A 23,878-nucleotide genomic window follows, 5' to 3' on the forward strand; every position below is an offset into this window, starting at 1 on the left:
TCCTGCTTTTTTGTTTTTTTTAAGATGGCAATCTGCTTTTTATAAACTTAAATTGTCCGTTATGGTTAGACTCGTGCTCGCAAACGTGAAACCATTTACAATAATTGTTTGTTGGTCCCCAAGGAAAAGCTTCATCTACTTTTAAAAGCCATTTGTCATCCCTATTTGCAAACTCCTTTAAAGTATTTTGTCGTACTTCATCTAAGGCATCTAAATAATAACTTAACTCGTTACCTTTTATTTTTTTTCGTGCCTTATCGCCTAAACCAGAAGCAACACTCCATTTTTTTGTGTCTTCTTTAGGCCAGTCTCCCCAGGTTTTATCGTTAAAAGTATGTATTTGGTAAAATCGCTCTGTTGCAGCTAAATGCATAAGCATTGCACCAATAGAGTTGGCGTTGTCGTCTACCAAATAGTCTAACTCTGTAACACTCATATTGTGTACAGGAGCTAATATTACCATACGCATCCAAGTCATCATAGAAACTAAAGTTCCTATTTGCGGACTGTAACCTTCTTTTGGCCCAATAATATTAATATCTGTTTCTTGTGTAACAATAGTTGTTGGTTTGCCTAACGGAAAAGCTAATAAACTACTTGTTCCCATTGTTAGTAGAGATGCATTTTTAATAAACGACCTTCTGCTGCTGTTCTGTTCTTTTTTTTTCATTTTTTTATAGATTGATGAATATGTAGGTAAGTTACAAAATTTGCAACAACACAAATTCATCATATTTTCAGTCATTTTTCTTACAAGTTCTATTGTTGTACACTTGTTATATTGCTTATTTTTGCAGACTATTAAATTAGTAGTATGATTAAGAAGCGTGCAAAACAGCTTACTTTTATTTTAATAATCCTTTGTCATTTAGGTTTCTTGGCGGCTATTATTTTTGAAAAGCAGAACAATTATTTAATTTTTGGCTTTTTAATTATTGCATTGGTCTTATTACTTGTTACCTATAAAAAAACTCCTGTTAGTGCTAAAAATCACACTTTTGAACATTTTTTAACTGTAGCCTTTGTCTTTTTTGGGGCTATAGTCACCTATATATTGCATACCTCTTTTGGGTTTTCTACCGTTTTGGCAGCTTCAACAGTAGGTTTGACAATTAGTTTTGTTCCTAACGTAATTAAAAATAATGCAGTAGTAAATACAGTGCCAACAGCTGTCTATTGTGGAGCATTTGTGGGTATGACAAATGCTAGCGTTGCTCCAGACTATGTTTTTATAGCTTTAGCAAGTGTTTTTACTGGTTTACTTTTAGTTGGGTCTAAAGATAGTTTTCACGGAGTAGGAGGCAAGCTTGGTACATTGGCTTTCGGTGGAGTTGTGTTGGCATTTTTAATAACATTTTTACTATCGCAATGAAAGTAGCACATTTTATATTAGTTTTTGCAGGTAGTTTATCAGCAATTGTAACATACCTACTTCAGTTTAAGTACAAGCAAAGTGCTGTAAGAGCATCTGCACTGGTTGGTGTTTTTTCAGGTTTATTTGTGTTGGTGTTTCCCAATGTACTGTCAAGCTATTTATCACAGAATTTACCATTGGTATGTTTTGGAGCTTCTTTTATAGGTATGGTATCTTCTAACCTTGTAAAGAGCTATTGGACAATAGGCGTATCTGGAACAATTTTCACAATACTTTTTTTAAATACGAGTAAATTGTTTACAGGCTTTGGAGGCGGATTAGGCTCTGCCGCTTGTATAGCTCTTTTGGTAACCTTGGCAATACCAATTGTAGTAAATAAAGGGAATGTAACAAACGGTTTTTTACAGCTAAAAAGACTAATAAATAAACGAAGCTTAAAAAAGTAAGATTGTTATTTTAAAGCAATACTTTTAAGTTCTAATTTAAAATCTTCTGCTGTTTTATTGCCAATTAAAAAGGCTATTTCGTTAATGTTTTCTGCGCTAAAGTTAGGAATATCAACCTTATTTCCTCTAAACATTGCATACATATTACTTAGCTTAATTTCTATAGTTTGCCACTCTCCATTTGTGCTAAAAGGAGCAATAAACCAATGTTTAGTTTCTGAGTTTTCTTTTATTCTAAATTGATATGCTTTACCATCGCCTTTTAATGTAATACAAATAGTAGTGTAGTTTTTACAGTGTAACGATGTACTGTGTTTAACCATTGCAAAACCGCCATTATTATCTAGTGATACGTGACCATTAAAAATAGCTAAATTATTAATTGTAACCTCAAAATTACTTTTAGATACCCCACCCATAACCGCATCTGTAATAGTATGCCATTCTTTTGAGTCTGTTGAGGAAGTAAAATCGATAATAGTTTTCATATAAGTTGATGAGTTTTACACTGTGAAGATAAGTTGTTTTATCAAGCATAAAAAATCCCGCTTAATGGTTATAAGCGGAATTATTGAGAATTGATTAAACTTTTAATTTTCTTTAAAGAAAAATTCATGAATGTCAATTATACTTCCTCTTCCCATTTGGACTAGGTTTTTAGTTTCCTTTAAAAAGATACCAAGCGATTTTTCATTGTATATAAATTTTATTTCATCATTATAATCTTTTGTCACATATAGATCACCCGATAATTGATAAAAAGGAACTTCCATTTTGCTTTTTATTTTAACTCCTTTATTTACAATTTTTCCATTTGTAAGTGATTCTTTTATGTAATTATCTCTATCCTCTCCTGAAGCAGTTTTTACGTATACAGTCATCATATTTAGCCATTCTTCAGAATCTATTAAGAACCACATTACTTTTTCATAATCAATTCCGTATTCATTTATCCACCCATAGCTAGTAAAACCTAATAAAATATGTTTTTTTCCATTTAACTTTGGTTTATCAGTCGGTATAAATTCCTGTATTTTAAAAGTTATTACAGAAGTATTAGATATATCTTTTAATTTTTTTCCGTCAAAATCTAATGTCTTTAGAGAAAAATTTTCAAATTCAGGGTTGTTAGATAAGATATACTGTGTAGCTGTTAGTTCTGCTCTTTCTTTCATTTGCTCTACCGCAGCCACTCCAGCTCCAATTGCTAGCAATGCTCCTGCAGCAGCGGCTACAACTGCTCCTTTTTGCTGTGAATAACCCGTTTTAGGAACTATACACATTGATAATAATAAAATAGTAAGAATAATTTTCTTCATGATTTTTTTGATTTTGTTATTTAATCTAAAATTCAAGAAAATTTTTCAATCTATATTACGGATATACGTAATTGGCTATGTTTTTTCTTATAAGAGAAAAGAAATGGAAATAAAAATAACCCGTTTCGTACTAGAAACGGGTTATTTTAAGTATATGTATAAAAAGTATTTTTAAGCACTAAAATGTTCACTGTTTTTAGCTTCTTCTAAGATGTCTTTATATAATGGGTGGTTTAGGTAGCCTCCATAAGCAATATCTGCCATAAATATTGATGGATATTCATTTGCTTCTATAATTATAGGGCCATTTTCGCCAATTGCAATATCCCACCCTATATATCTATCAGGGATAAAATCAACAGCCTTAAATACTACATCTTTTAATTCTTGAAAATAGGGTATAGAGAAACCTTCAAATACATATCCATTATCTGGGTGAGCTATATAATGTGCACCACCATATTCCATATATTGATGTCCTATTTTATTTAGAATTCCGTTTTGTAAATTTATACCAACGTAAAAACCTCCAGAATGTGCGTTATCAACAAAACTATCTCCAACTCCAAATCTCATAAATGCAGATAGAATGTGTGTTTTTCCTTCTTTATCAATAAAAGTTTCTACTCTTATTGTATTTACACATTTAGGGTGTATTTTATTTATTTTAGGATGTTGTTTTACAAACTCTTCGTGTACACAACTATCAGAAACGACATATTGAAAACATTTATTTATGTCATCAGCTAAATGCTCTTTTCTTATTTTATAACATCCTTTTCCGCCATATAGAGAAAGTGGTTTAATAAATAAACAGGAGTCTTTATTTTTGCTAAACACTAGTTCATAAAAAGAAATTAAATCATTTTTAGTTTTAATTTTATAAACATTATTCTCAAAGAAGAAATTGGAATTAAAATTGTAGCTTTTCAATTCTGGTACGGGTAAATTATTTCTTTTACAATAAACAGAAAAGATTAACTTGTTGGAGATGATTGTAGTGTATTCTATTTTATGAAAATTTGCACTATGTTGAATTTTAGAAGCTTCTTTTGTGCTAATATAGTCCAAGTAATTATGAACTTCTTTTCTGTATAAGTACTTAAAGTAATAAAAAGGAACTTCCTTTTTAAGAATCCATAAGTGAATAGATTCTTTTAAAATTTTACCCATACTTTTTTTTCTGTTATCCTTTAGGAATACAGAAAGTCTGTTTTTTGTTTTTTGTATCATTATATTTATTCACCATTTAAATACTTCTTAATGGGGGGATTTTGAATAAAATAATATTAAAGTGCACATAATATAAAAATATGTATACACTTTAAAAGTACAAAAAAATCCCATTTCAACTAAGAAACGGGATTTTACTTTATGATTTAAAAAGAAATATTATCCTTTTTGTTTTAAGATCCACTCTCTAGCATTTGTAAATGCTTCTAGCCAAGGCGTAACTTCGTCCTTACGGTCTGTTGGGTAATTTGCCCAGTTCCATTGGAACGTAGAACGCTCTATATGTGGCATTGTTACTAGGTGTCTTCCTGTTTTATCACATAGCATAGCAGTGTTAAAATCACTACCGTTTGGATTTGCAGGATAGCCCTCATAACCATAAGTAGAAACTATGTTGTAGTTTTCTTTTTGCATTGGTAAGTTAAACTTTCCTTCACCATGGCTAATCCAAACACCTAATGTTGTACCTGCTAATGTAGATAGCATTATAGAGTTGTTTTTTTCTACGGTTACAGATGTAAAGTTACTCTCGTGTTTATGAGAGTCGTTATACGTCATTTTTCCGTGTTGTTCATGCTCTGGGTTAATAAGGTCTAACTCCATAAATAACTGACAACCGTTACAAATACCAATAGACAAAGTGTCTTCTCTTTTAAAGAAGTTGTTTATTACTTTGTTGGCTTTTTCATTGTATTTAATGGCGCCAGCCCAACCTTTTGCACTACCAAGTACATCTGAGTTAGAGAAACCACCAACGGCTCCTAAAAACTGAATATCTTCTAAGGTTTCACGGCCCGATATTAAATCGGTCATATGTACGTCTTTTACATCAAAACCAGCTAAGAACATTGCATTTGCCATTTCACGTTCAGAGTTACTTCCTTTTTCACGTAGAATTGCTGCTTTTGGTCTTTCTCCATTAATTAAAGGTAATTTACCCGTAAAGTTAGCAGGGAAAGTATATTGTAAAGGCTGATTTTTATAATTGTCAAATCTGTCTTTAGCTAAGTTGTTTGCCGTTTGTTTACTATCTAATAAGTATGATGTTTTAAACCACGTATCTCTTAACGATGTTACGTTTAGTCCCATTTCCATACCATTATTTTTTATAGTTAGTGTTGCTTCTTTAGCCACAGAACCAATTTTAATAGCATTTACCCCAGCGTTAGCAAATAAAGCTTCTACACTTGCATCTGCCTGAAAAACTACACCAGCATTTTCAGCAAATAATAATTTTATGGTGTCGTCTTCACCTAATGCAGATAAGTCTAAGTTAGCACCCAAATTAACATCAGCAAAACACATTTCTAATAAAGTTGTAATTAAACCACCAGAGGCAACATCGTGTCCAGCGTTAATTTTATCAGCTTTAATAGCGTCTTGTAATGTATTAAATACTGTTTTTACATAAGCAGCATCTGTAACATTTGGAGCGCTATTACCTATTTTGTTTTGTGTTTGTGCAAAAGAAGAACCACCTAATTTAAAGTTGTCTTTAGATAGGTTTATGTAGTAAATAGCATTGTTGTTTTTTTGTAAAACAGGTTCTACTACTTGGTTAATATTGTTACAATTTGCAGCAGCAGAAATAATTACCGTACCAGGAGCTATTACTTCTTCATCTTTATATTTTTGCTTCATAGAAAGCGAATCCTTACCAGTTGGTACGTTAACACCTAAAGCAATACTAAACTCAGATACGGCTTCTACAGCTTCATACAAACGTGCATCTTCACCTTCGTTTTTACAAGGCCACATCCAGTTTGCAGATAAAGAAACAGATTGTAAACCATCTTTTAAAGGAGCCCAAACAATATTAGTTAAAGCCTCTGTAATACTATTTTTACTACCTGCAGCTGGGTCTATTAATCCTGAAATAGGAGAGTGCCCAATAGAAGTAGCAATACCTTCTTTACCTTTAAAGTCTAATGCCATTACACCACAATTGTTTAATGGTAATTGTAATGGACCAGCACATTGTTGTTTGGCAACACGGCCACCAACACAACGGTCTACTTTATTTGTTAACCAATCTTTGGAGCCTACGGCTTCTAATTGTAAAACTTGCTCTAAATAATCGTGAAAGAACTCTAAAGAATAATTAGGGTTTTCATAATTACGAGTAACAGTTTTATCTGTTAGTATTGTTTTAGGGGAACTCCCAAACATATCTTCTAAAGCTAAATCCATAGGTTTTTCTCCTGTAGTTTTAGACTCAAATGTAAATCTATGGTTGTTTGTAACCTCACCAACTTCGTACATTGGAGAACGCTCACGTTCTGCAATGCGCTCTAGTAAGCCCATATCATCTTTACCTATAACAAGACCCATACGTTCTTGAGATTCGTTACCAATAATTTCTTTAGCAGATAATGTAGGGTCACCAACAGGTAATTTATCCAAATCTATATGTCCGCCTGTATCTTCAACAAGTTCAGACAAACAGTTTAAGTGTCCGCCTGCACCGTGATCGTGTATAGAAACAATAGGGTTTTCATCGCTTTCTACTAAACCACGAATAGCATTTGCTGCTCTTTTTTGCATTTCTGGATTAGAACGTTGCACTGCATTTAGTTCAATGCCAGAAGCAAATTCGCCTGTGTCTGCACTAGAAACAGCAGCGCCACCCATACCAATACGGTAATTGTCGCCACCAAGAATTACTATTTTGTTACCTTCTTTAGGTTCGTCTTTTAAAGCTTGATTTTCTTTAGCGTATCCTATACCACCAGCTTGCATAATAACTTTATCAAACCCAAGTTTACGAGCATCTTCTTGATGCTCAAAAGTTAAAACAGAACCAGTAATTAAAGGTTGTCCAAATTTGTTTCCAAAATCTGAAGCTCCATTAGATGCTTTTATTAAAATATCCATTGGCGTTTGGTATAACCAAGGACGTTCTTCCATTGCTTTTTCCCAAGGTCTATTTTCTTCTAGCCTAGAGTAAGATGTCATATATACCGCAGTACCGGCTAAAGGTAAAGAACCTTTTCCGCCAGCTAGTCTGTCTCTAATTTCTCCACCAGAACCAGTTGCAGCACCATTAAAAGGTTCTACTGTTGTTGGGAAATTGTGAGTTTCTGCTTTTAATGAAATAACAGAATTAAACTCTGATTCCTTATAAAAATCTGGCTTATCTGCTGTCTTAGGCGCAAATTGTGTTACTGTTGGGCCTTTTATAAAGGCAACATTGTCTTTATAAGCAGAAACAATATTACTAGGATTTTCTTGAGATGTTTTCTTTATCAATTTAAATAAAGAAGAAGGTTTTTCTTGGCCATCTATAACAAATGTGCCGTTAAATATTTTGTGTCTACAGTGTTCTGAGTTTACTTGGCTAAAACCAAAAACTTCAGAATCTGTTAGTTTTCTTCCAATTTTAGTAGCTACACCTTCTAAATATGTAATTTCTTCATCGTTTAAAGCTAAACCTTCTTGTTGGTTGTAGGCAGATATATCTTCAATTGGTAAAACAGCTTCAGGAGTACTGTTAACTTTAAAAATATCTTGATTTAACTGTGCGTATTTCTGAGAAATCATTGGATCAAAATCTTTAGCATCTGCAGTAGAAGCAAAAAATTCTTCAATTCTAAAAATACCTTCTATACCCATATTCTGAGTAATTTCTGTGGCATTTGTACTCCAAGGCGTTATCATAGCGGCTCTTGGGCCAACAAAAAAGGCGTCAAGAGACGCCGCATTTATTTTAGGATTGTTGCCAAAAAGCCAAGTTAACTTAGTAATATCTTCTGGTGTAAGATTGTTTTTGGTTTCTACAGCAAAGATTTTGCTGGAATGGTCTCCGAAAAAGTGAATCATTGTAGCTCTTGTGTTGTTTTGTTTAACAAGCCACAAATTTACACTTTTTAAGTGTAATTTTTTAGAAGAATAGTTAACAGTTTTTAGTGGTGATTGTTAATTTCTTCTAACTCCTAATTTAGGTGTTTTAAAGTGCTAATAAATGAGTCTATAACTTGTAGTGAGTTTATAAGATGTAAATTGTAGAATAAGAAGTATCTAAAATGAAAAAGAGCCTTGTCGGCAAAAACAAGGCTCTTTTTACGAGAACACTATATGAAAATGAAAAATTTATTCTGACTAATTATACTGCTAATATATAGCGAGTGTTTTGTTTTTTAAATTTTATGTTGTCAACTGCTAGATACTTGTTGTTTGTAAAGTAACTTATGTTGTTTTGGGTTTTTTATCAATAAAAAATGAATACAAAAAACAAAAGCCCTTTAAAATGAAAAAGAGTCTTGTCGGCAAAAACAAGACTCTTTTTACGAGAACACTATATGAAAATGAAAAATTTATTCTAACTAATTATACTGCTAATATATAGTGGGTGTTTTGTTTTTTAAATTTTATGTTGTCAACTGCTTAATACTTGTTGTTTACAAAGTAGCTTATGTTGTTTCAAGTATTTTTTAAAAAAATAAAGTAGGGTTTTTTAAATGTTAGTTGTTATAAAAAGGTATTGCAATATTGAAGAACGTTGCAATTGTTTTAACTTAAAAGCCAAATTTTATGAAAAAGCTACATTTTTTATTACCTGCATTTATAATAGTAATGTCATTTACAGTAACAGCACAGGAGAAAAAAACTACAGAAAAAGAAAAGTTATCTTATTATGAGCAACGTGCTAAAGAAGATGCTGCTTACGAGCAGTCTACTGAAGTAGTAACAGAAGGCGAAGAAGAATTTTGGGAAGAACAAAAGGCTTACGAAAAGGATTTAAAGAAAAGAGATAGAAAAGCGTATAGAGCTTATATGAAAGGTAAGAGAGATGCTTATGCAGAACACGCAGAGCATTGTGACTCTCATTGTCACCATAGTAATTACTACCATAGTCACGCTACGTTTTACTATAGCTACAATAATTACAGAAGAGAACCTAGGCGTTCTACTGTAGTAAGAACTAACGTTGGTATTGGGATACCAAAGGTTAGAATTGGATTATAATTGATAATTTATAATTTGTATTTGGGAAAGAAAAAGTCGGCTGGTTAGAGCCGACTTTTTTGTATTATATATGTATTTTTTTATTTATTTTTTTTCTAACATAGCCATATAAAAGCCATCAAAACCAGAAGTAGAAGCGTATATCTTATCTTCTTTTGTTAAAGTAAAGTCTGCACCAGCCTCAGAAGCTAAAAATGTAATAACTTGATCGTTGTTTTCTTGCGGTAAAATAGAACAAGTTGCATATACCAACTTACCACCACTTTTAACCATTCTACTATAGCTTTGTAAAATTTCTTGCTGTGTTTTAGTAATTTTCTCTAAAAACTCAGGTTGTAATTTCCATTTAGCATCTGGGTTTCTTCTTAAAACTCCAAGTCCAGTACAAGGTGCATCTATAAGAACACGGTCTGCGCTATTGTATAGTTTTTTAATTACTTTGGTAGAGTCTATTGGTCTTGTTTCAATATTGTGAGCGCCATCTCTTTTAGCACGTCTTTTAAGTTCTTTTAATTTGTTGCCGTAAATATCTAAAGCAATTAAAAGCCCTTTGTTTTCCATTAGAGCAGCAATATGTAAAGATTTACCACCAGCACCAGCACAAGTATCTATAATACGTTGACCAGGTTTAACATCTAAAAAGTGACCAACCATTTGTGAAGACGCATCTTGCATCTCGAACATACCATTTTTAAAAGCTTCAGTTTTAAAAACATTAGCTCTTTCTGTAAGTACTAATGCATCTGGGTATCCTTTAATTGGGTTAGCAATAATATTGTCTTCTAATAATGCTTTTTGCAAACTTTCTTTAGTTGCTTTTAGTGTATTTACACGTAAAACAACTTGTGCTTGCATATTTAAAGCATTCATTTCTTTGGTCCATTTTTTATCGCCTAAAGCTTTTTCTCCTAATTCATCTATCCAATCTGGAATAGATTCTTTAAACTTTCTAATTTTAGACAATTCATCAAATCTACCTTTAATTCTTCTTGTAGGTGTATCTTCTAATTGTTTCCAATCTGGTAACTCTATTCCTTTTAAAACAGCCCAAACAGTCCAAATTCTAAACAAATTAGGTCTGCTAAACGGAGCTTTAACTTCTGCTATTTCTGTGTATAGTCTTTTCCAACGTACTATATCATATGTTGTTTCAGCTATAAAACCACGATCTCTAGATCCCCAACGCTTATCAAACTTTAAAACTTTTTCTACAACCTTATCTGCATATTCGTCTTCATTAAAAATAAGGTTTAGTGCGTCTATAACCGCAAATACTAAGTTTCTATGTAATTTCATTTTTACTTTTTATTATTTTTTTTGATATCTAGATGTTCGCAAAACGCAAACCTATCCTAGAATGTATATAAATTTAATTATTCTTCTATGTAAAATTTCACGGAAGAAAAATTACATTCAATTCGTTTAAAAAAATATGGCTGCAAAGGTATTGTTTTAGAAAGGAATACACTTATTTTTGATGAAATATATGTGTGTTAATAGCTATTTAAAGATGTTCTTGCGTATTTAAATAAAGAAGTACTCTGTTTTATAGCTGTAATTGAGTACATAAAATTAGATAAAAATGAAGAAAGTAATATTTGTATTGTGTTCATTAGCACTTTTTGCTTGTGAAGATAAGAAAGAGGTAAAATCGTTTTCTGCTGTTACTGTTAAAGATATCTACACAGAAAAAGTAAGTATTAGAGCTATAGATGTTTTAGATGGTAGTTTAGGTTTTGCAGGTAGCAATGGCATTTTTGGTTCTGTAGATTTAAAAACGGATAAAGTTTTAACTAACGTACAAAAATACGATACTATTTTACCAGAGTTTAGAGCTACCGCACATACAGCAACGGACTTTTTTATGTTATCTGTAACTAACCCTGCGTTATTATATAAAACAGGTGAAAACGGACAGATGGAGTTAGTTTATACAGAAAAAGGCGAAGGTGTTTTTTACGACGCTATTAAGTTTTGGAATAATGCAGAAGGTATTGCTGTTGGCGATAGTGTAGATGGTTGTTTGTCTGTTATTATTACTAGAGATGCTGGCGCAACTTGGAATAAGGTTGCTTGCGCTAGTTTACCAGAAGGTATTGCTGGTGAAGGTGCTTTTGCTGCTAGTAATACTAATATTGCTATTGTGGGCAATAAAACGTGGGTAGCAAGCACTAAGGGACGTGTTTATTTTTCTAATGATAAGGGAGTAACTTGGGAAATATATACTGTTCCTATGGATGGACTAGGGGAGACACACGGTATATTCTCTATAGATTTTTATGATCAAAATTTAGGTTTTGCTATTGGTGGCGATTTTACAAAACCAGAAAAAAATATAAGAAACAAGGCTATTACTTTAGATGGAGGTAAAACTTGGAATCTAATAGCAGATGGTAAAGAGCCAGATTATAAAAGCTGTGTTCAATTTGTACCAGGAAGAAAAGGTAACGAGTTGATTGCTGTGGGTTTTACTGGAATATCTTATTCTAAGGATAAAGGACAAACTTGGAAAGAATTATCTAGCGAGAGTTTTTATACAATTAGATTTGTAAACGATACTATTGCTTATGCTGCAGGTAAAGACCGAATAGCTAAATTGGTATTTAACTAAAAAGAAAAAGGAAAGCTTATTGCTTTCCTTTTTGATGTTTATCTCTATACTCGCGTATTAATTGTCTTTTAAACTCTTCTTCTACACGTGCAAGTTTGTATGTTTTTCTGTAGCTTAATACTTTGCTTATTTTAGCGTAGTATGTTTTTGTAATATCTACTTTCTCTCTTTCGAATTCCAAATACGTATCTAGTAAGTGTTTAGAGTCTTTTTCAGATAAATTACTGTAATCATATTTTTTTTTTAAGTCTCTTCTGCCTTCATATAATTTATGAAGATCTTTTTCAAAATTCTCATATATAGGCCAAAAACCTTTAGCTTCACTACTAGATAATTCTAATTTTTCTGTAAAGTAGGCTACTTTTAGGGATTTAATTTTTTCCCAATCATTTTTTTGACCATAAAAAACTGTAGTTCCTACAAAGAAAACTAAAACAGCTATTAGGTTACGGGTATTGTTCTTCATCATCTTCTAAATATATATCTTGTATGTCTATACTATTGTTAGACTCCAAGTAATTCATAATTTCATTTTCATTAAAATTGCTCTCTACAACATCAGAAATATTAATGTCATCTACAGGTAATATCTGTGCCAGGTCGTAAGTAGAGAATTCTATATCATTTTCATTAAAATAGCTTTCTATGTCAGATGCGGCTATGTCGTTAAAAGTGATACTTGTAGAACTTGAGTTGTTAAATACTACGGCTGCAATTAAAATAGCAACTGCGGCTGCAATACTAGAGGCTGCATATAGCTTCTTTTTAAAAGAATGTAGTTTAACAACCTTAGGTTCTTTTTGGTTTAGTTTGGTTTGAATTTTGGTATGCAGTGTACTAAAATAGTCGTCAGGAATGGTGAAGCCTTCGGTTTTTGGAATAGCAGTTTCTTGAGCAATAGAATTGTTCAGTTTTTCTGAGAAATTTTCAAAATATGACTCAGGGGTTTTAAATCCGCTATTTTTTGGTAGACTTTTCATACTTATAATTTGACTGTCAATACTCTAAATGGTTTAATTGCTTTTTAAATAATTTTCAATTTTTTTTGCTGCTTGATGGTAAGAAGCCTTTAAACCACCAACGGAAGTGCCTAGTATCTCTGATATTTCTTCGTATTTTAACTCGTCAAAATATTTCATATTAAACACTAATTTTTGCTTTTCGGGCAATGTGTTTATTGCTTTTTGTAGCTTTAATTGAATTTCATCACCCTCAAAATAGACGTCTGACTGTAAATTTTGGAGTAAAATGTCTTGTAATTCTTCATTAGTTACGCCTAACATTTTAGATTTAGTCTTTAAAAATGATAAAGATTCATTAGTCGCAATTCTATATATCCAAGAAAATAGTTTACTATCGCCTTTAAAACCATCGATGTTTTTATATACCTTAATAAAGGTGTTCTGTAAAACATCATCTGCGTCTTCGTGGTTCAGTACAATTTTACGAATATGCCAATATAACCTTACTTTGTAGGTGTCAACTAAAACCTCAAAAGCCTTGGCTTGTGAGTCTTTTTGTTTTAATTGATGTACTAAAGTTTCTTCGGTTACCAAATTGTGTATATTTAAAATTTAGACTTTTATAAGTGAAAAAGGTTTAATTCTATGCATCAAAAGATTGCATATCTACTAGTTTTTTATAAACGCTATTGTTATTAATTAATTCTGCATGAGATCCTTGTTCTACAATTTCTCCTTTTTGTAAAACTACAATTGTATCTGCACTTTGTATCGTAGATAACCTATGTGCAATAACAATAGAGGTTCTGTTTTGCATCATCTTTTCTAATGCATCTTGTACCAAACGCTCGCTTTCTGTATCTAAAGCAGATGTAGCCTCGTCTAAAATCATTATTGGAGGATTTTTAAGAACCGCACGTGCAATAGATAAACGTTGCTTTTGTCCGCCACTTAGCTTGTTACCACTATCACCAATATTAGTTTCATAGCCATTTGGTTGCTCCATTATAAAGTCGTGAGCATTAGCAATCTTAGCAGCTTCAATAATTTCTTCTTCGGTAGCATTAATTTTACCTAAAGCAATGTTGTTTTTTATACTATCGTTAAATAAAATAGAGTCTTGTGTAACTAGTCCCATTAAGTTTCTAAGCGACTTTTTAGTTAGATCTTTAATGTTATTGTCATCTATTGTTATTTCACCCTCGTTAACATCGTAAAAACGAGTAACAAGGTTTGCAATAGTACTTTTTCCACTACCAGACTGTCCAACAAGAGCAACTGTTTTTCCTTTGTTTACTTTTAGATTAAAGTTTTTAAGAACGTACTCATCTTCATACTTAAAAGATATATTTTTTAATGTAATGTTGTTCTGGAAATCTTCTTTTACAATTGCATTTTCTTTTTCTGCGATAGGATTTTTAGTTTCTAAAATCTCTAAAACACGTTCTGCGGCTGCATTACCTTTTTTAACTCCATAAGATGCTTTACTCATTGCTTTTGCAGGAGTTAGTATTTGGTATGCAAGTCCCATATAAGTTATAAATAAACCCGCTTCTAAAGTTTTTTCAACCAATACCATTTGTCCACCATACCATAAAAGAATACCAATAACGCCAATACCTAAAAATTCACTAGCAGGAGATGCAAGATTTTGTCTGTTTAATAAGCTATTAGAAAATTTAAAAAATCTATTAGTTGATTTTTGAAACGTTCCTGCAAAAGTTTTTTCTGCATTAAAAGCTTTTATAACGCGTAAACCACCCAAGGTTTCTTCTAAAATTGATAAAAATGTACCTTGTTCTTTTTGTACTTTATCCGATTTCTTTTTTAACGATTTACCAATTAATGAGATTAAAAATCCAGAAATAGGTAGAAAAATAAAAACAAATAAAGTTAATTGCGGACTAAAAGTAAGCATTGCTGCAATTGTAAATATAATAGTAAGAGGTTCTCTTACTATTAATTCTAATACTGATAAAAACGAATGTTGAATTTCTAAAACATCAGATGTAATACGTGCAATTGTATCTCCTTTTCTTTTTTCTGAATAGTAAGATATTGGTAGCTCTACAGTTTTATCATACAAAGCATTTCTTAAATCTTTTAGAACACCGTTTCTTAAAAATGTAATAAAATACATAGCTAAGTAGCCAAATACATTTTTTAAGAAAAACATACTTATAACTAAGCTAACCATTAGCATTAGAGCATCTCCTTGGTCTCCGTTGCTAACGTTTTGTGTAATAAAAAAGTTTAAGTAGTCTATGGCATAGTCTTTAATCTCTGCTAATCCTTCCCATTGTGGCGCTACAGTGACAGCTTCTGTATCTCCAAAAAGTACAGCAAGCATAGGAAATAAAGATACCATTGCAAGTGTGCTAAATAGAGCGTAAAAGATATTGGCAATTATATTTAGTATTGCATACTTTTTGTATGGCTTAGCAAAAACTAATATTTTTTTAAAGTAATTCATTAATTTAAATTCAGTTCTTTTAGAATTCTGTTTATTTTATCTTCTAATTGTGAGTTAATCTCTTTGTAATCTTCAGCTTTTTCTAAACTAGCATTAACACTAAAGTAGAATTTTATTTTAGGCTCTGTTCCACTTGGTCTAGCAGCCATTTTAGTGCCATCTTTTGCTATGTAAATAAGAACATTAGATTTAGGAATAGTAATTTCTTTTTCTTCTCCTGTAATTATATTTTTAGCTGTAGATGTATTGTAGTCTTCTATCCATTCTACTTTAGAACCATCTATTGTAGTTACAGGATTGTTTTTAAAATCTACCATCATTTGCTTAATCTCCTCTGCTCCAGTAGCTCCTTTTTTTGTTAAAGAGACTAACTTTTCTTTGTAAAAACCACAGTCTACGTAGGTGTCTATTAAATCCTTGTAAAAAGAACTTCCGTTGGCCTTAGCATTTGCTCCAATTTCGCAAGCAAGTAGAGTAGAGGTAACAGCATCTTTATCTCTTACAAAATCACCAACCATAAAACCAAAACTTTCTTCGCCACCACCTACAAAATATTGATTAGGCGCGTCTTTTATCATTTTAGCAATCCATTTAAAACCAGTTAGAGCTGTTTTGCACTCTACATTGTAAAGATCTGCTAACCTGTTCATCATTGGAGTAGATACAATTGTAGAGCCAATAAACTCGTCTCCTGTAAACCCTTTTTGTTTGCGTTGCTCTAAAAGAAACTTGGTCATTAAAACCATTGTTTGGTTACCGTTTAACAACTCTAATTTTCCTTCTAAATTACGAACAGCAATACCTAGTCTATCGCAATCTGGATCTGTGCCAATAACGATATCAGCATCAATTTCTTCAGCTTTTTTTATAGCCATAGAAAGTGCCTCTGGTTCTTCTGGATTAGGAGAAACAACCGTTGGAAAATCACCGTCTGGTTTTGCTTGCTCTTCTATTATAGTTACATTTTTATAACCGGCACGTTTTAAAACCTCTGGTACAGCTGTAATAGATGTGCCGTGTAAAGATGTAAATACAATTTTAAAGTTGTCTTTATCTTTTGCGTTAAAGTTTCCGTTTTCTACAGATGCATTTAAAAAAGCTTCATCTACTTCTGTATCTATTAATTCAATTTTAGCTTCATCAGCATTAAAGTTTACTTCGCTAAAATCTAGTTTGTTTATTTCTGAAATAATTTCTTTGTCCTGTGGAGGTACAATTTGTCCGCCATCTGTCCAGTATACTTTATAACCATTATATTCTGGTGGGTTATGAGATGCTGTAAGTACAATACCAACGTGACAGTTTAGGTGTTTAACTGAAAATGATAAAGCAGGTGTGGTTCTAAGATCAGAGAATAAATATACTTTTATGCTATTGGCAGAAAAAACGTCTGCTACAGTTTTAGCAAGTGTGTCACTATTGTGTCTACAGTCGTAAGCTATAACAACTTTTAACTCTTCGTTAGGGTATACTTTTTTAAGGTAATTACTTATGCCTTGTGTGTTTTTACCTAAGGTATATTTGTTTATACGGTTGGTTCCAACGCCCATTATACCACGCATACCACCAGTACCAAATTCTAAGTTTTTATAAAAACTATCGTTTAATTCTTCAGGGTTATTTTTTATTAAATCTTCTACTTTAGATTTTGTGTTTGCATCAAAAGTAGTTGTAAGCCAAGTTTTTGCTGATTCTAAAATTGAACTCATTTTTATTTTTTTTATTAGTGTTGTAACTATTTTTTATTTGGTATTTAGCTCTTCAGAAATAGAATATCTAGTTTCATTTTTTTTAGAGCGTACCATAATTTCTCCTATAAAGCCAGCTAAAAATAACTGACTACCCATTAACATAGCGGTTAAAGCAATGTAAAATTGTGGTCTGTCTGTAATTAGTCTGCCAAATCTATTTAAGAATAATTTATCTATACCTAAATATAATGCAAAACCAAAACCAATTATAAACATTAATGCGCCTAAGGCACCAAATAGGTGCATAGGTCTTTTTCCAAACTTAGATAAGAACCAAATTGTAATTAAGTCTAAAAACCCATTAATAAACCGTTCCATTCCAAATTTGGTGTTACCGTATTTACGAGCTTGGTGTTGTACTACTTTTTCATCAATTTTTGTAAATCCTGCATTTTTAGCAAGAACAGGAATGTAGCGGTGCATTTCGCCAGAAACTTCAATGTTTTTAACAACATCTTTTCTGTAGGCTTTTAGTCCACAGTTAAAGTCATGTAGTTTAACGCCAGATGTTTGTTGTGCAGCCCAATTGAATAATTTGGAAGGTAAATTTTTAGCGATAACAGAATCGTACCTTTTCTTTTTCCAACCAGAAATAAGATCAAATCCGTCCTTTATAATAAGGTTGTAAAGTTCAGGTATTTCTTCTGGGTTGTCTTGTAGATCCGCATCCATAGTAATAACAACATCTCCTTGTACAGCTTTAAAGCCCGCATGTAAGGCTTGCGATTTGCCAAAGTTGCGTTGAAATCGAATACCTTTTACATTTGGATTTACTTCAGATAACTCAGTTATAACTCTCCAAGAATTATCTGTGCTGCCATCGTCTATAAAAAGTATTTCATATAAAAAATGATTGGATTGCATTACGGATACAATCCAATCATGTAGTTCTTTTAATGATTCTTCCTCGTTTAAAAGGGGAATAACAATAGATAAGTTCATAAGGTACTCTTGAAAATATATTCAAAAGTACAAATTCCTAAATAGTTTCTTGCTTTTTTATTAGTAATGCAGGAATTAAAGAAAGAATAAAGCCCATTATAATGCTATACAGTAACCCAAATAAGATTTGCATTGTTGGTGTCTGAAATGGTTTGGTCATCTCTATATTTGCTTCTATTTGTTCTATAGTCAAGCCAGACTCTAAAAGCATTGCTTTCTGGTATTCGGTTGCTTTAGTCATAAAATCAGGATCTATTACACCTACAAGTATTTGATTAAAGATTATACCTATAATACCGCCAACTAAACTAACGCCTACTCCAATTTTTAAAGCCTGACCAACAGATATAAAACCTCCGTTTGCTTTTTTAAATTGAAACATACCTATTAGAATAAAAGCTAAGGTTAATAACATAGACACAACAAAGACCATTGCGCCGCCTTGGTAATGCATATCTAAAGAGAATAACATTAACCCAAACACCACGCTAATACCTCCTAGTATTAATCCGTAGTTTAATGCGTATTTTCCAGTTTTTGGTAAATTTTCTTCCATTTTTATATTATTTTTGGTTATTACTTAGTTAGTAATCTTTTTAGTAAATTTGTTACAGTACAAAGGACGTTATTTTTTTTATCTTTTTTTTTAGATAAACATTGTGGTTTTCATAAAAATGCGTATTTTTGCACCGCTAAATTTATTTAGAAGAATTAAAGTTTTTAAAAAATGAGAAAAGGTATACACCCAGAGAATTATAGATTAGTAGCATTTAAAGATATGTCTAACGAAGAGGTATTTTTAACTAAATCTACAGCAAATACAAAAGAAACACTTGAGGTAGACGGTGTTGAGTATCCATTAATAAAATTGGAAATCTCTAGAACATCTCACCCGTTTTACACTGGTAAAGCGAAGTTAGTAGATACTGCTGGACGTATTGACAAGTTTAAAAACAAATACAAGAAATTTACTAAGTAATAATTTCTTTACAATATATTTAAAAAGTCACTTTTCAATTTATTTTGAAATGTGACTTTTTTTAGTTTTTAATTAAAAATCTTTTTAGTGTTATGAATTATATTTTATTTGATGGTAGCGCAAGAACAGCATTATTACCTTTTACTTTTACTAGGCCTGTTGCAGAGATTAGAGTAGGGATACTTACCATACGTGAAAAATGGGAAATGCATCTTGGGAGTACTACAAGTACAATAACAGAAGACTATTTAAGTGAAAAACACCCAATGGTGGAGTTAGAAGAGAATGTAATGATTAATGCGTCTTACCTCCCTAATACTACTTTGGTTGCTTTAATTGAAGATTTAAAAGAAAACCAAGTAATATACCATAACGACAATATTGTTGCTTTTTTTGCTAAAGAAGCACAAGAAGAAATAGATTTTGATACTTACGAAGTAATAGACTTTAAGGGAGATGTAATAACTATAGAGCAAACTTGGGATATTTTTTCTAAGAATGAAGAAGCATTGCAAGAAGATTTTGATCTTGTTACTGCCGGAAGAACTAGTGTGTCTATTTCTAAAACCAATACAGTAATAAACCCAGAAAACATTTTTATAGAAGAAGGTGCAATTGTAGAGCACTGTATTCTTAATGCTACAAAAGGGCCTATTTATGTTGGTAGAGATGCAGAAATTTGGGAAGGTGCTATGGTGCGTGGTGGTTTGGCATTATGTAACAATGCTGTAATAAAAATGGGAGCAAAAATATACGGTGCTACAACTATTGGTCCTTACGGTAAGGTTTGTGGCGAAGTAAGTAATTCTGTTATTTTTGGATATTCTAGTAAAGGCCATGAAGGTTATTTAGGAAATTCTGTTTTAGGAGAATGGTGTAATATAGGTGCAGATTCTAACAACTCTAACCTAAAGAACAATTACGCTAAAGTTAAGTTATGGAGCTATGAAACAGAAAGATTTGAGCAAACAGGTTTGCAATTCTGTGGTTTAATGATGGGAGATCATAGTAAAAGTGCCATAAATACAATGTTTAACACGGGTACGGTAGTAGGGGTAAACGTTAATATTTACGCCCCAGGTTTTCCAAGAAACTTTGTGCCTAGTTTTAGTTGGGGTGGTGCTTCTGGTTTTACAACATATGGAACTAAAAAAGCTTTTGAGACAGCAAAAGTTATGATGGAAAGACGTAATGTAGAGTTTACGGAACAAGATGCTGCAATTTTAACTCACGTTTTTGAAGAAACAAAAAAATGGAGAAAAGATTAAATAATAATTAAGAAGCAGTAATACATTAAGTAAATTCTAATAAGTTTTTGTATTTTTCCATTTAATTTTTTAATCTATAACAGCATTGAAATTAAATGAAAAAGCTAACCTTAATTCGTCACGGAAAATCCTCTTGGAATTACGATGTTTCAGACAGAGATAGACCTTTGTTAGAGCGTGGTATTAATGATGCTTATCTAGTAGCTAGTGCTATTAAAGAGCCGGTTATAGATGCGGTTTTTTCAAGTCCGGCTAATAGGGCATTGCATACGTGTAATATCTTTTTAAGAGTACTAAATATACCTTCTAGTGACTTACGTGTTTATGATGAGCTTTACGATTTCTCTGGAGAACACGTTATCAACTTTATAAAATCTTTAGACAATAGTTTAGAACACGTTGTTATTTTTGGACACAACCATGCGTTAACTCACATTGTTAATTTATGGGGAGATAAAGAAATTGAAAATGTACCCACGGCAGGTTTAGTTCAACTAAATTTTAATGTGTTAGAATGGAAAGCTATTACGAAAGGTAATACGCTAAATGTAATATTTCCTAAAAATTTGAAGAATGATTAAGACAAAAAATCAATATATAAATAGAGAAATTAGCTGGTTAAGTTTTAACGCGCGTGTATTGCAAGAAAGTGCAGATGTAAAAGTGCCGTTAATAGAAAGGCTACGTTTTTTAGGTATATTTTCTAATAATTTAGATGAATTTTTTAAGGTACGTTACGCAACAGTAAAGCGTATTGTAGACGCGGGTAAAACAGGTAAAAGTGTTTTAGGTGGCGAAAAAGCTAAAGATTTATTAGAGGAGATAACAACTATAGTTATAAAACAGCAGACTAGAAGTTTAAAAATTCTAGGTGATATAGAAAAGGAGTTAGAGACAGAGAATATTTTTATTATTAACGAAAAAGAAGTTAATAAAAACCAAGAAGCTTTTATAAAAACATACTTTACAGAAAAAGTAAGTCCGCGTTTAATGACAATTGTTTTAAACGATTTAAGAGAGTTTCCGTTATTAAAAGATACCGCAGCATATTTGGCTATAAAAATGGTATTAAATAATGTTAATGAAAACGGTATTCCTGAGAATAAGTACGCATTAATAGAGATTCCTAAAGAAATAGAACGTTTTGTAGAGTTGCCAAAGGAAGGTGATAAAAATTATATTATTCTTTTAGATGATTTAATTAGATATTCTCTGCGTCATATTTTTAATATGTTTACGTATAAGTCTATTTCTGCGCATATGATTAAGATTACTAGAGATGCAGAATTAGATATAGATAATGATCTTAGTAAGAGTTTTATAGAGAAAATTTCTTCTAGTGTGGAGCATCGTAAAATTAGTGATCCAGTACGTTTTGTATACGATAAAAGAATAGCAAAAGATACCTTGGCTTTTTTAATGGAAAAGATGGGGATAGAGGAAACAGATAGTATAATTCCGGGTGGTATTTACCACAACCGTAGAGATTATATGAAATTTCCTAGTTTAGGTCGTAAGGATCTTATGTACGGGAAAATTACGCCTTTACCCGTTAAAGATTTTAGTTTAGAAGGTAGTATTTTAGAGCGTATTGCAGAGAAAGATCATTTGCAGTATACGCCATACCATACATTCTCTTACATCACTAAATTTTTAAGAGAGGCAGCATTAGACCCTCAGGTAAGAACCATAAAGCTTACGGTGTATAGGTTGGCGAGTAATTCTCAAGTAGTTTCTTCTTTAATAAATGCGGTTAAAAATGGTAAGCAAGTAACGGTGCAAATAGAATTGCAAGCTAGGTTTGATGAGCAAGCAAATATTGAATATGCAGAGTTGTTACAAGCAGAAGGGGTTAAGCTTATTTTTGGAGTACCAGGCTTAAAAGTGCACAGTAAAATATGTGTTATAGAGAGAGAAGAATCAGAAGGACTTAAGCGTTATGGGTTTATTAGTACAGGTAACTTTAATGAATCTACGGCTAAAATTTATACAGATTATACGTTGTTTACAGCGCATTCATCAATATTAAAAGAGTTAAATAAAGTTTTTGATTTTTTTGAAACTAGCTATAAAATTAATAAGTACAAGCACTTAATTGTATCGCCTCATTATACAAAAAATGTTTTTAGAGCGTTAATAGATCAAGAGATTGAAAATGCAAAGGCAGGTAAAGATGCTTTTATAAAAATTAAGATGAATAGCTTAACTTCTTATAAAATGGTAGACAAACTTTACGAGGCTAGTAATGCTGGGGTAAAAGTTCAATTAATTATTAGAGGTATTTGTTGTTTAGTTCCCGGAGTTAAGGGAATGAGCGAGAATATAGAAGCAATTAGTGTAGTCGATAAATTTTTAGAACATACACGTGTTTTTATTTTTGGTAACGATGGTGATACAAAAATTTATATTTCATCTGCAGATTGGATGACAAGGAACTTGGATTTTAGAGTAGAAGTTGGTTGTCCTATTTACGATAAAGATATTAAAAAACAACTATTAGATACTTTTGATATTTCTTGGAATGATAATTTAAAAGCACGTATATTTTCAGTTAAACAAGACAATGCATATCGCAAAGATAATATGCCAGAATTGCGATCACAGTTTGCACTGTATAATTATTATAAGGAGAAATTAAATAAATAGATTTTTATTTTGAAGATTTTTAAGCTTGCTGCAATAGATATTGGCTCTAACGCCATACGTCTGCTTATACATAACATTATCGAAACCAAAGGAAAGAAGACAGAGTTTAGAAAAAGCTCCTTGGTTAGGGTGCCTATACGTTTAGGTGAAGATTCTTTTACTGTTGGTGAAATATCTGATAGAAATATAGAACGAATGATTGATGCTATGAAGGCATTTAAATTATTAATGAACGTAAATGGTGTAGATGGTTATATGGCTTGTGCTACATCTGCAATTAGAGAGGCTAATAATGGGTACGAGGTTGTAGAAAAAATACGTAACGAAGCAGGAATAAATATTCAAGTTATAGACGGTAAAAAAGAAGCAGCTATAATTGCTTCTACAGACTTAAAAGAGTTAATTAATAACGATCAGGCTTACTTATATATAGATGTTGGTGGTGGTAGTACAGAGTTTACCGTTTTTTCTGAAGGAAAGCTAATAGCCTCTAAATCTTTTAAAATTGGTACAGTTAGACTTTTAAATGATATGGTTGGAGTTAAAGTCTGGACCCAGTTAGAAGAATGGATTAAGTTGTATACAAAAGACCTTGTAAAAGTTTCTATAATAGGTTCTGGTGGTAACATAAATAAGTTGCATAAAATGTCTGGCCGTAAAATAGGGGAGCCATTATCTTATATCTGGTTAAATGCTCAGTATCACTTTTTAGAAAGTATGAGCTATGAAGATAGGGTGTCTGAACTTGGTTTAAACCAAGATAGGGCAGATGTTATTATACCAGCAACACGTGTTTTCTTATCAGCAGCAAAATGGTCTGGAGCAAAGAAAATACACGTGCCAAAAATTGGATTATCAGATGGTATGATCAAGACTTTGTATCAAAAAAATAAAGAGTCTATTTAATA

Annotated in this window: 22 protein-coding genes; 9 read left to right on the forward strand and 13 right to left on the reverse strand. The window is 31.8% G+C overall.

The window, feature by feature from the left end; translation table 11 throughout:
• Positions 1 to 19: 19 nt before the first annotated feature.
• Entirely contained in the window at positions 20 to 670 is a 651-nt protein-coding gene (locus tag BT107_RS00770) for a DinB family protein (protein ID WP_072301851.1), read from the reverse strand.
• Between the two features lie 144 nt (positions 671 to 814).
• Here BT107_RS00770 and BT107_RS00775 point away from each other — a divergent pair, with 144 nt between their 5' ends.
• Together BT107_RS00775 and BT107_RS00780 are read left to right on the forward strand one after the other, a co-directional pair.
• A complete protein-coding gene (locus BT107_RS00775; protein ID WP_072301852.1) occupies positions 815 to 1,372 on the forward strand; it encodes a hypothetical protein in 558 nt (185 codons plus the stop codon).
• Entirely contained in the window at positions 1,369 to 1,821 is a 453-nt protein-coding gene (locus BT107_RS00780; protein WP_072301853.1) for a hypothetical protein, read from the forward strand. Before BT107_RS00775 ends, BT107_RS00780 begins: the two co-directional genes overlap by 4 nt.
• Positions 1,822 to 1,826: 5 nt before the next feature.
• Here the strand turns inward: BT107_RS00780 and BT107_RS00785 are convergent, their stop codons facing one another.
• The 4 genes from BT107_RS00785 to purL form a co-directional block, all read right to left on the reverse strand.
• Entirely contained in the window at positions 1,827 to 2,309 is a 483-nt protein-coding gene (locus tag BT107_RS00785; protein WP_072301854.1) for a CIA30 family protein, read from the reverse strand.
• Positions 2,310 to 2,411: 102 nt separating this feature from the next.
• Positions 2,412 to 3,140 carry a hypothetical protein gene (locus BT107_RS00790; protein WP_072301855.1) on the reverse strand — a complete coding sequence of 243 codons (729 nt, stop codon included), beginning with the start codon at positions 3,138 to 3,140 and terminating at the stop codon, positions 2,412 to 2,414.
• Between the two features lie 171 nt (positions 3,141 to 3,311).
• Positions 3,312 to 4,373, reverse strand: a complete 1,062-nt coding sequence (locus BT107_RS00795; RefSeq protein ID WP_072301856.1) for a sugar-transfer associated ATP-grasp domain-containing protein — start codon at positions 4,371 to 4,373, stop codon at positions 3,312 to 3,314.
• Between the two features lie 159 nt (positions 4,374 to 4,532).
• A complete protein-coding gene (purL, locus tag BT107_RS00800) occupies positions 4,533 to 8,192 on the reverse strand; it encodes a phosphoribosylformylglycinamidine synthase (protein ID WP_072301857.1) in 3,660 nt (1,219 codons plus the stop codon).
• 711 nt (positions 8,193 to 8,903) lie between these two features.
• Between purL and BT107_RS00805 the strand changes: the two genes are divergently transcribed.
• Complete coding sequence (locus BT107_RS00805; protein WP_072301858.1) at positions 8,904 to 9,338, forward strand: hypothetical protein; 435 nt, start codon at positions 8,904 to 8,906, stop codon at positions 9,336 to 9,338.
• 84 nt (positions 9,339 to 9,422) lie between these two features.
• Here BT107_RS00805 and BT107_RS00810 read toward each other — a convergent pair whose 3' ends face one another.
• Positions 9,423 to 10,634: an RsmB/NOP family class I SAM-dependent RNA methyltransferase gene (locus BT107_RS00810; protein WP_072301859.1), complete on the reverse strand. Its 1,212-nt coding sequence runs from the start codon at positions 10,632 to 10,634 to the stop codon at positions 9,423 to 9,425.
• A gap of 286 nt (positions 10,635 to 10,920) precedes the next feature.
• Here BT107_RS00810 and BT107_RS00815 point away from each other — a divergent pair, with 286 nt between their 5' ends.
• On the forward strand, positions 10,921 to 11,949 hold the full coding sequence (locus tag BT107_RS00815) for a WD40/YVTN/BNR-like repeat-containing protein (protein WP_072301860.1): 1,029 nt from the start codon (positions 10,921 to 10,923) through the stop codon (positions 11,947 to 11,949).
• Between the two features lie 16 nt (positions 11,950 to 11,965).
• Here BT107_RS00815 and BT107_RS00820 read toward each other — a convergent pair whose 3' ends face one another.
• The 7 genes from BT107_RS00820 to BT107_RS00850 are packed head-to-tail and all read right to left on the reverse strand — an operon-like array spanning position 11,966 to position 18,633.
• Complete coding sequence (locus tag BT107_RS00820) at positions 11,966 to 12,418, reverse strand: hypothetical protein (protein WP_139254253.1); 453 nt, start codon at positions 12,416 to 12,418, stop codon at positions 11,966 to 11,968.
• Positions 12,396 to 12,929 carry a hypothetical protein gene (locus BT107_RS00825; RefSeq protein WP_072301862.1) on the reverse strand — a complete coding sequence of 178 codons (534 nt, stop codon included), beginning with the start codon at positions 12,927 to 12,929 and terminating at the stop codon, positions 12,396 to 12,398. The genes BT107_RS00820 and BT107_RS00825 overlap by 23 nt, the downstream gene beginning before the upstream one ends.
• 33 nt (positions 12,930 to 12,962) lie before the next feature.
• A complete protein-coding gene (locus BT107_RS00830; protein WP_072301863.1) occupies positions 12,963 to 13,505 on the reverse strand; it encodes an RNA polymerase sigma factor in 543 nt (180 codons plus the stop codon).
• 49 nt (positions 13,506 to 13,554) lie between these two features.
• The gene (locus BT107_RS00835; RefSeq protein WP_072301864.1) at positions 13,555 to 15,384 is read right to left on the reverse strand and encodes an ABC transporter ATP-binding protein; all 1,830 of its coding nucleotides are present in this window, start codon (positions 15,382 to 15,384) and stop codon (positions 13,555 to 13,557) included.
• A complete protein-coding gene (locus tag BT107_RS00840) occupies positions 15,384 to 17,093 on the reverse strand; it encodes a phospho-sugar mutase (protein WP_072301865.1) in 1,710 nt (569 codons plus the stop codon). Before BT107_RS00840 ends, BT107_RS00835 begins: the two co-directional genes overlap by 1 nt.
• A 33-nt stretch (positions 17,094 to 17,126) precedes the next feature.
• Positions 17,127 to 18,077, reverse strand: a complete 951-nt coding sequence (locus tag BT107_RS00845; protein WP_072301866.1) for a glycosyltransferase family 2 protein — start codon at positions 18,075 to 18,077, stop codon at positions 17,127 to 17,129.
• Between the two features lie 37 nt (positions 18,078 to 18,114).
• Positions 18,115 to 18,633: a DUF4199 domain-containing protein gene (locus tag BT107_RS00850; protein ID WP_072301867.1), complete on the reverse strand. Its 519-nt coding sequence runs from the start codon at positions 18,631 to 18,633 to the stop codon at positions 18,115 to 18,117.
• A gap of 171 nt (positions 18,634 to 18,804) precedes the next feature.
• Here BT107_RS00850 and BT107_RS00855 point away from each other — a divergent pair, with 171 nt between their 5' ends.
• From BT107_RS00855 to BT107_RS00875, 5 genes are all read left to right on the forward strand, one after another.
• Positions 18,805 to 19,056: a type B 50S ribosomal protein L31 gene (locus BT107_RS00855; RefSeq protein WP_072301868.1), complete on the forward strand. Its 252-nt coding sequence runs from the start codon at positions 18,805 to 18,807 to the stop codon at positions 19,054 to 19,056.
• 92 nt (positions 19,057 to 19,148) lie between these two features.
• Entirely contained in the window at positions 19,149 to 20,324 is a 1,176-nt protein-coding gene (locus tag BT107_RS00860) for a GlmU family protein (protein ID WP_072301869.1), read from the forward strand.
• Between the two features lie 95 nt (positions 20,325 to 20,419).
• A complete protein-coding gene (locus BT107_RS00865) occupies positions 20,420 to 20,905 on the forward strand; it encodes a SixA phosphatase family protein (protein ID WP_072301870.1) in 486 nt (161 codons plus the stop codon).
• Positions 20,898 to 22,970 carry a polyphosphate kinase 1 gene (gene ppk1, locus BT107_RS00870; RefSeq protein WP_072301871.1) on the forward strand — a complete coding sequence of 691 codons (2,073 nt, stop codon included), beginning with the start codon at positions 20,898 to 20,900 and terminating at the stop codon, positions 22,968 to 22,970. Before BT107_RS00865 ends, ppk1 begins: the two co-directional genes overlap by 8 nt.
• Before the next feature lie 9 nt (positions 22,971 to 22,979).
• Complete coding sequence (locus tag BT107_RS00875; RefSeq protein ID WP_084639062.1) at positions 22,980 to 23,876, forward strand: Ppx/GppA phosphatase family protein; 897 nt, start codon at positions 22,980 to 22,982, stop codon at positions 23,874 to 23,876.
• Positions 23,877 to 23,878: the final 2 nt, after the last annotated feature.

The sequence above is a fragment of the Cellulophaga fucicola genome (assembly GCF_900119145.1).
In the GTDB taxonomy this organism is placed as follows: domain Bacteria; phylum Bacteroidota; class Bacteroidia; order Flavobacteriales; family Flavobacteriaceae; genus Cellulophaga; species Cellulophaga fucicola.

Bases quoted from the DNA above. Each gene is read 5' to 3' on its own strand.
- BT107_RS00770 (WP_072301851.1), bottom strand. From the start codon at position 670: ATGAAAAAAAAAGAACAGAACAGCAGCAGAAGGTCGTTTATTAAAAAT.
- BT107_RS00775 (WP_072301852.1), top strand. From the start codon at position 815: ATGATTAAGAAGCGTGCAAAACAGCTTACTTTTATTTTAATAATCCTT.
- BT107_RS00780 (WP_072301853.1), top strand. From the start codon at position 1,369: ATGAAAGTAGCACATTTTATATTAGTTTTTGCAGGTAGTTTATCAGCA.
- BT107_RS00785 (WP_072301854.1), bottom strand. From the start codon at position 2,309: ATGAAAACTATTATCGATTTTACTTCCTCAACAGACTCAAAAGAATGG.
- BT107_RS00790 (WP_072301855.1), bottom strand. From the start codon at position 3,140: ATGAAGAAAATTATTCTTACTATTTTATTATTATCAATGTGTATAGTT.
- BT107_RS00795 (WP_072301856.1), bottom strand. From the start codon at position 4,373: ATGATACAAAAAACAAAAAACAGACTTTCTGTATTCCTAAAGGATAAC.
- purL (WP_072301857.1), bottom strand. From the start codon at position 8,192: ATGATTCACTTTTTCGGAGACCATTCCAGCAAAATCTTTGCTGTAGAA.
- BT107_RS00805 (WP_072301858.1), top strand. From the start codon at position 8,904: ATGAAAAAGCTACATTTTTTATTACCTGCATTTATAATAGTAATGTCA.
- BT107_RS00810 (WP_072301859.1), bottom strand. From the start codon at position 10,634: ATGAAATTACATAGAAACTTAGTATTTGCGGTTATAGACGCACTAAAC.
- BT107_RS00815 (WP_072301860.1), top strand. From the start codon at position 10,921: ATGAAGAAAGTAATATTTGTATTGTGTTCATTAGCACTTTTTGCTTGT.
- BT107_RS00820 (WP_139254253.1), bottom strand. From the start codon at position 12,418: ATGATGAAGAACAATACCCGTAACCTAATAGCTGTTTTAGTTTTCTTT.
- BT107_RS00825 (WP_072301862.1), bottom strand. From the start codon at position 12,929: ATGAAAAGTCTACCAAAAAATAGCGGATTTAAAACCCCTGAGTCATAT.
- BT107_RS00835 (WP_072301864.1), bottom strand. From the start codon at position 15,384: ATGAATTACTTTAAAAAAATATTAGTTTTTGCTAAGCCATACAAAAAG.
- BT107_RS00840 (WP_072301865.1), bottom strand. From the start codon at position 17,093: ATGAGTTCAATTTTAGAATCAGCAAAAACTTGGCTTACAACTACTTTT.
- BT107_RS00845 (WP_072301866.1), bottom strand. From the start codon at position 18,077: ATGAACTTATCTATTGTTATTCCCCTTTTAAACGAGGAAGAATCATTA.
- BT107_RS00850 (WP_072301867.1), bottom strand. From the start codon at position 18,633: ATGGAAGAAAATTTACCAAAAACTGGAAAATACGCATTAAACTACGGA.
- BT107_RS00855 (WP_072301868.1), top strand. From the start codon at position 18,805: ATGAGAAAAGGTATACACCCAGAGAATTATAGATTAGTAGCATTTAAA.
- BT107_RS00860 (WP_072301869.1), top strand. From the start codon at position 19,149: ATGAATTATATTTTATTTGATGGTAGCGCAAGAACAGCATTATTACCT.
- BT107_RS00865 (WP_072301870.1), top strand. From the start codon at position 20,420: ATGAAAAAGCTAACCTTAATTCGTCACGGAAAATCCTCTTGGAATTAC.
- ppk1 (WP_072301871.1), top strand. From the start codon at position 20,898: ATGATTAAGACAAAAAATCAATATATAAATAGAGAAATTAGCTGGTTA.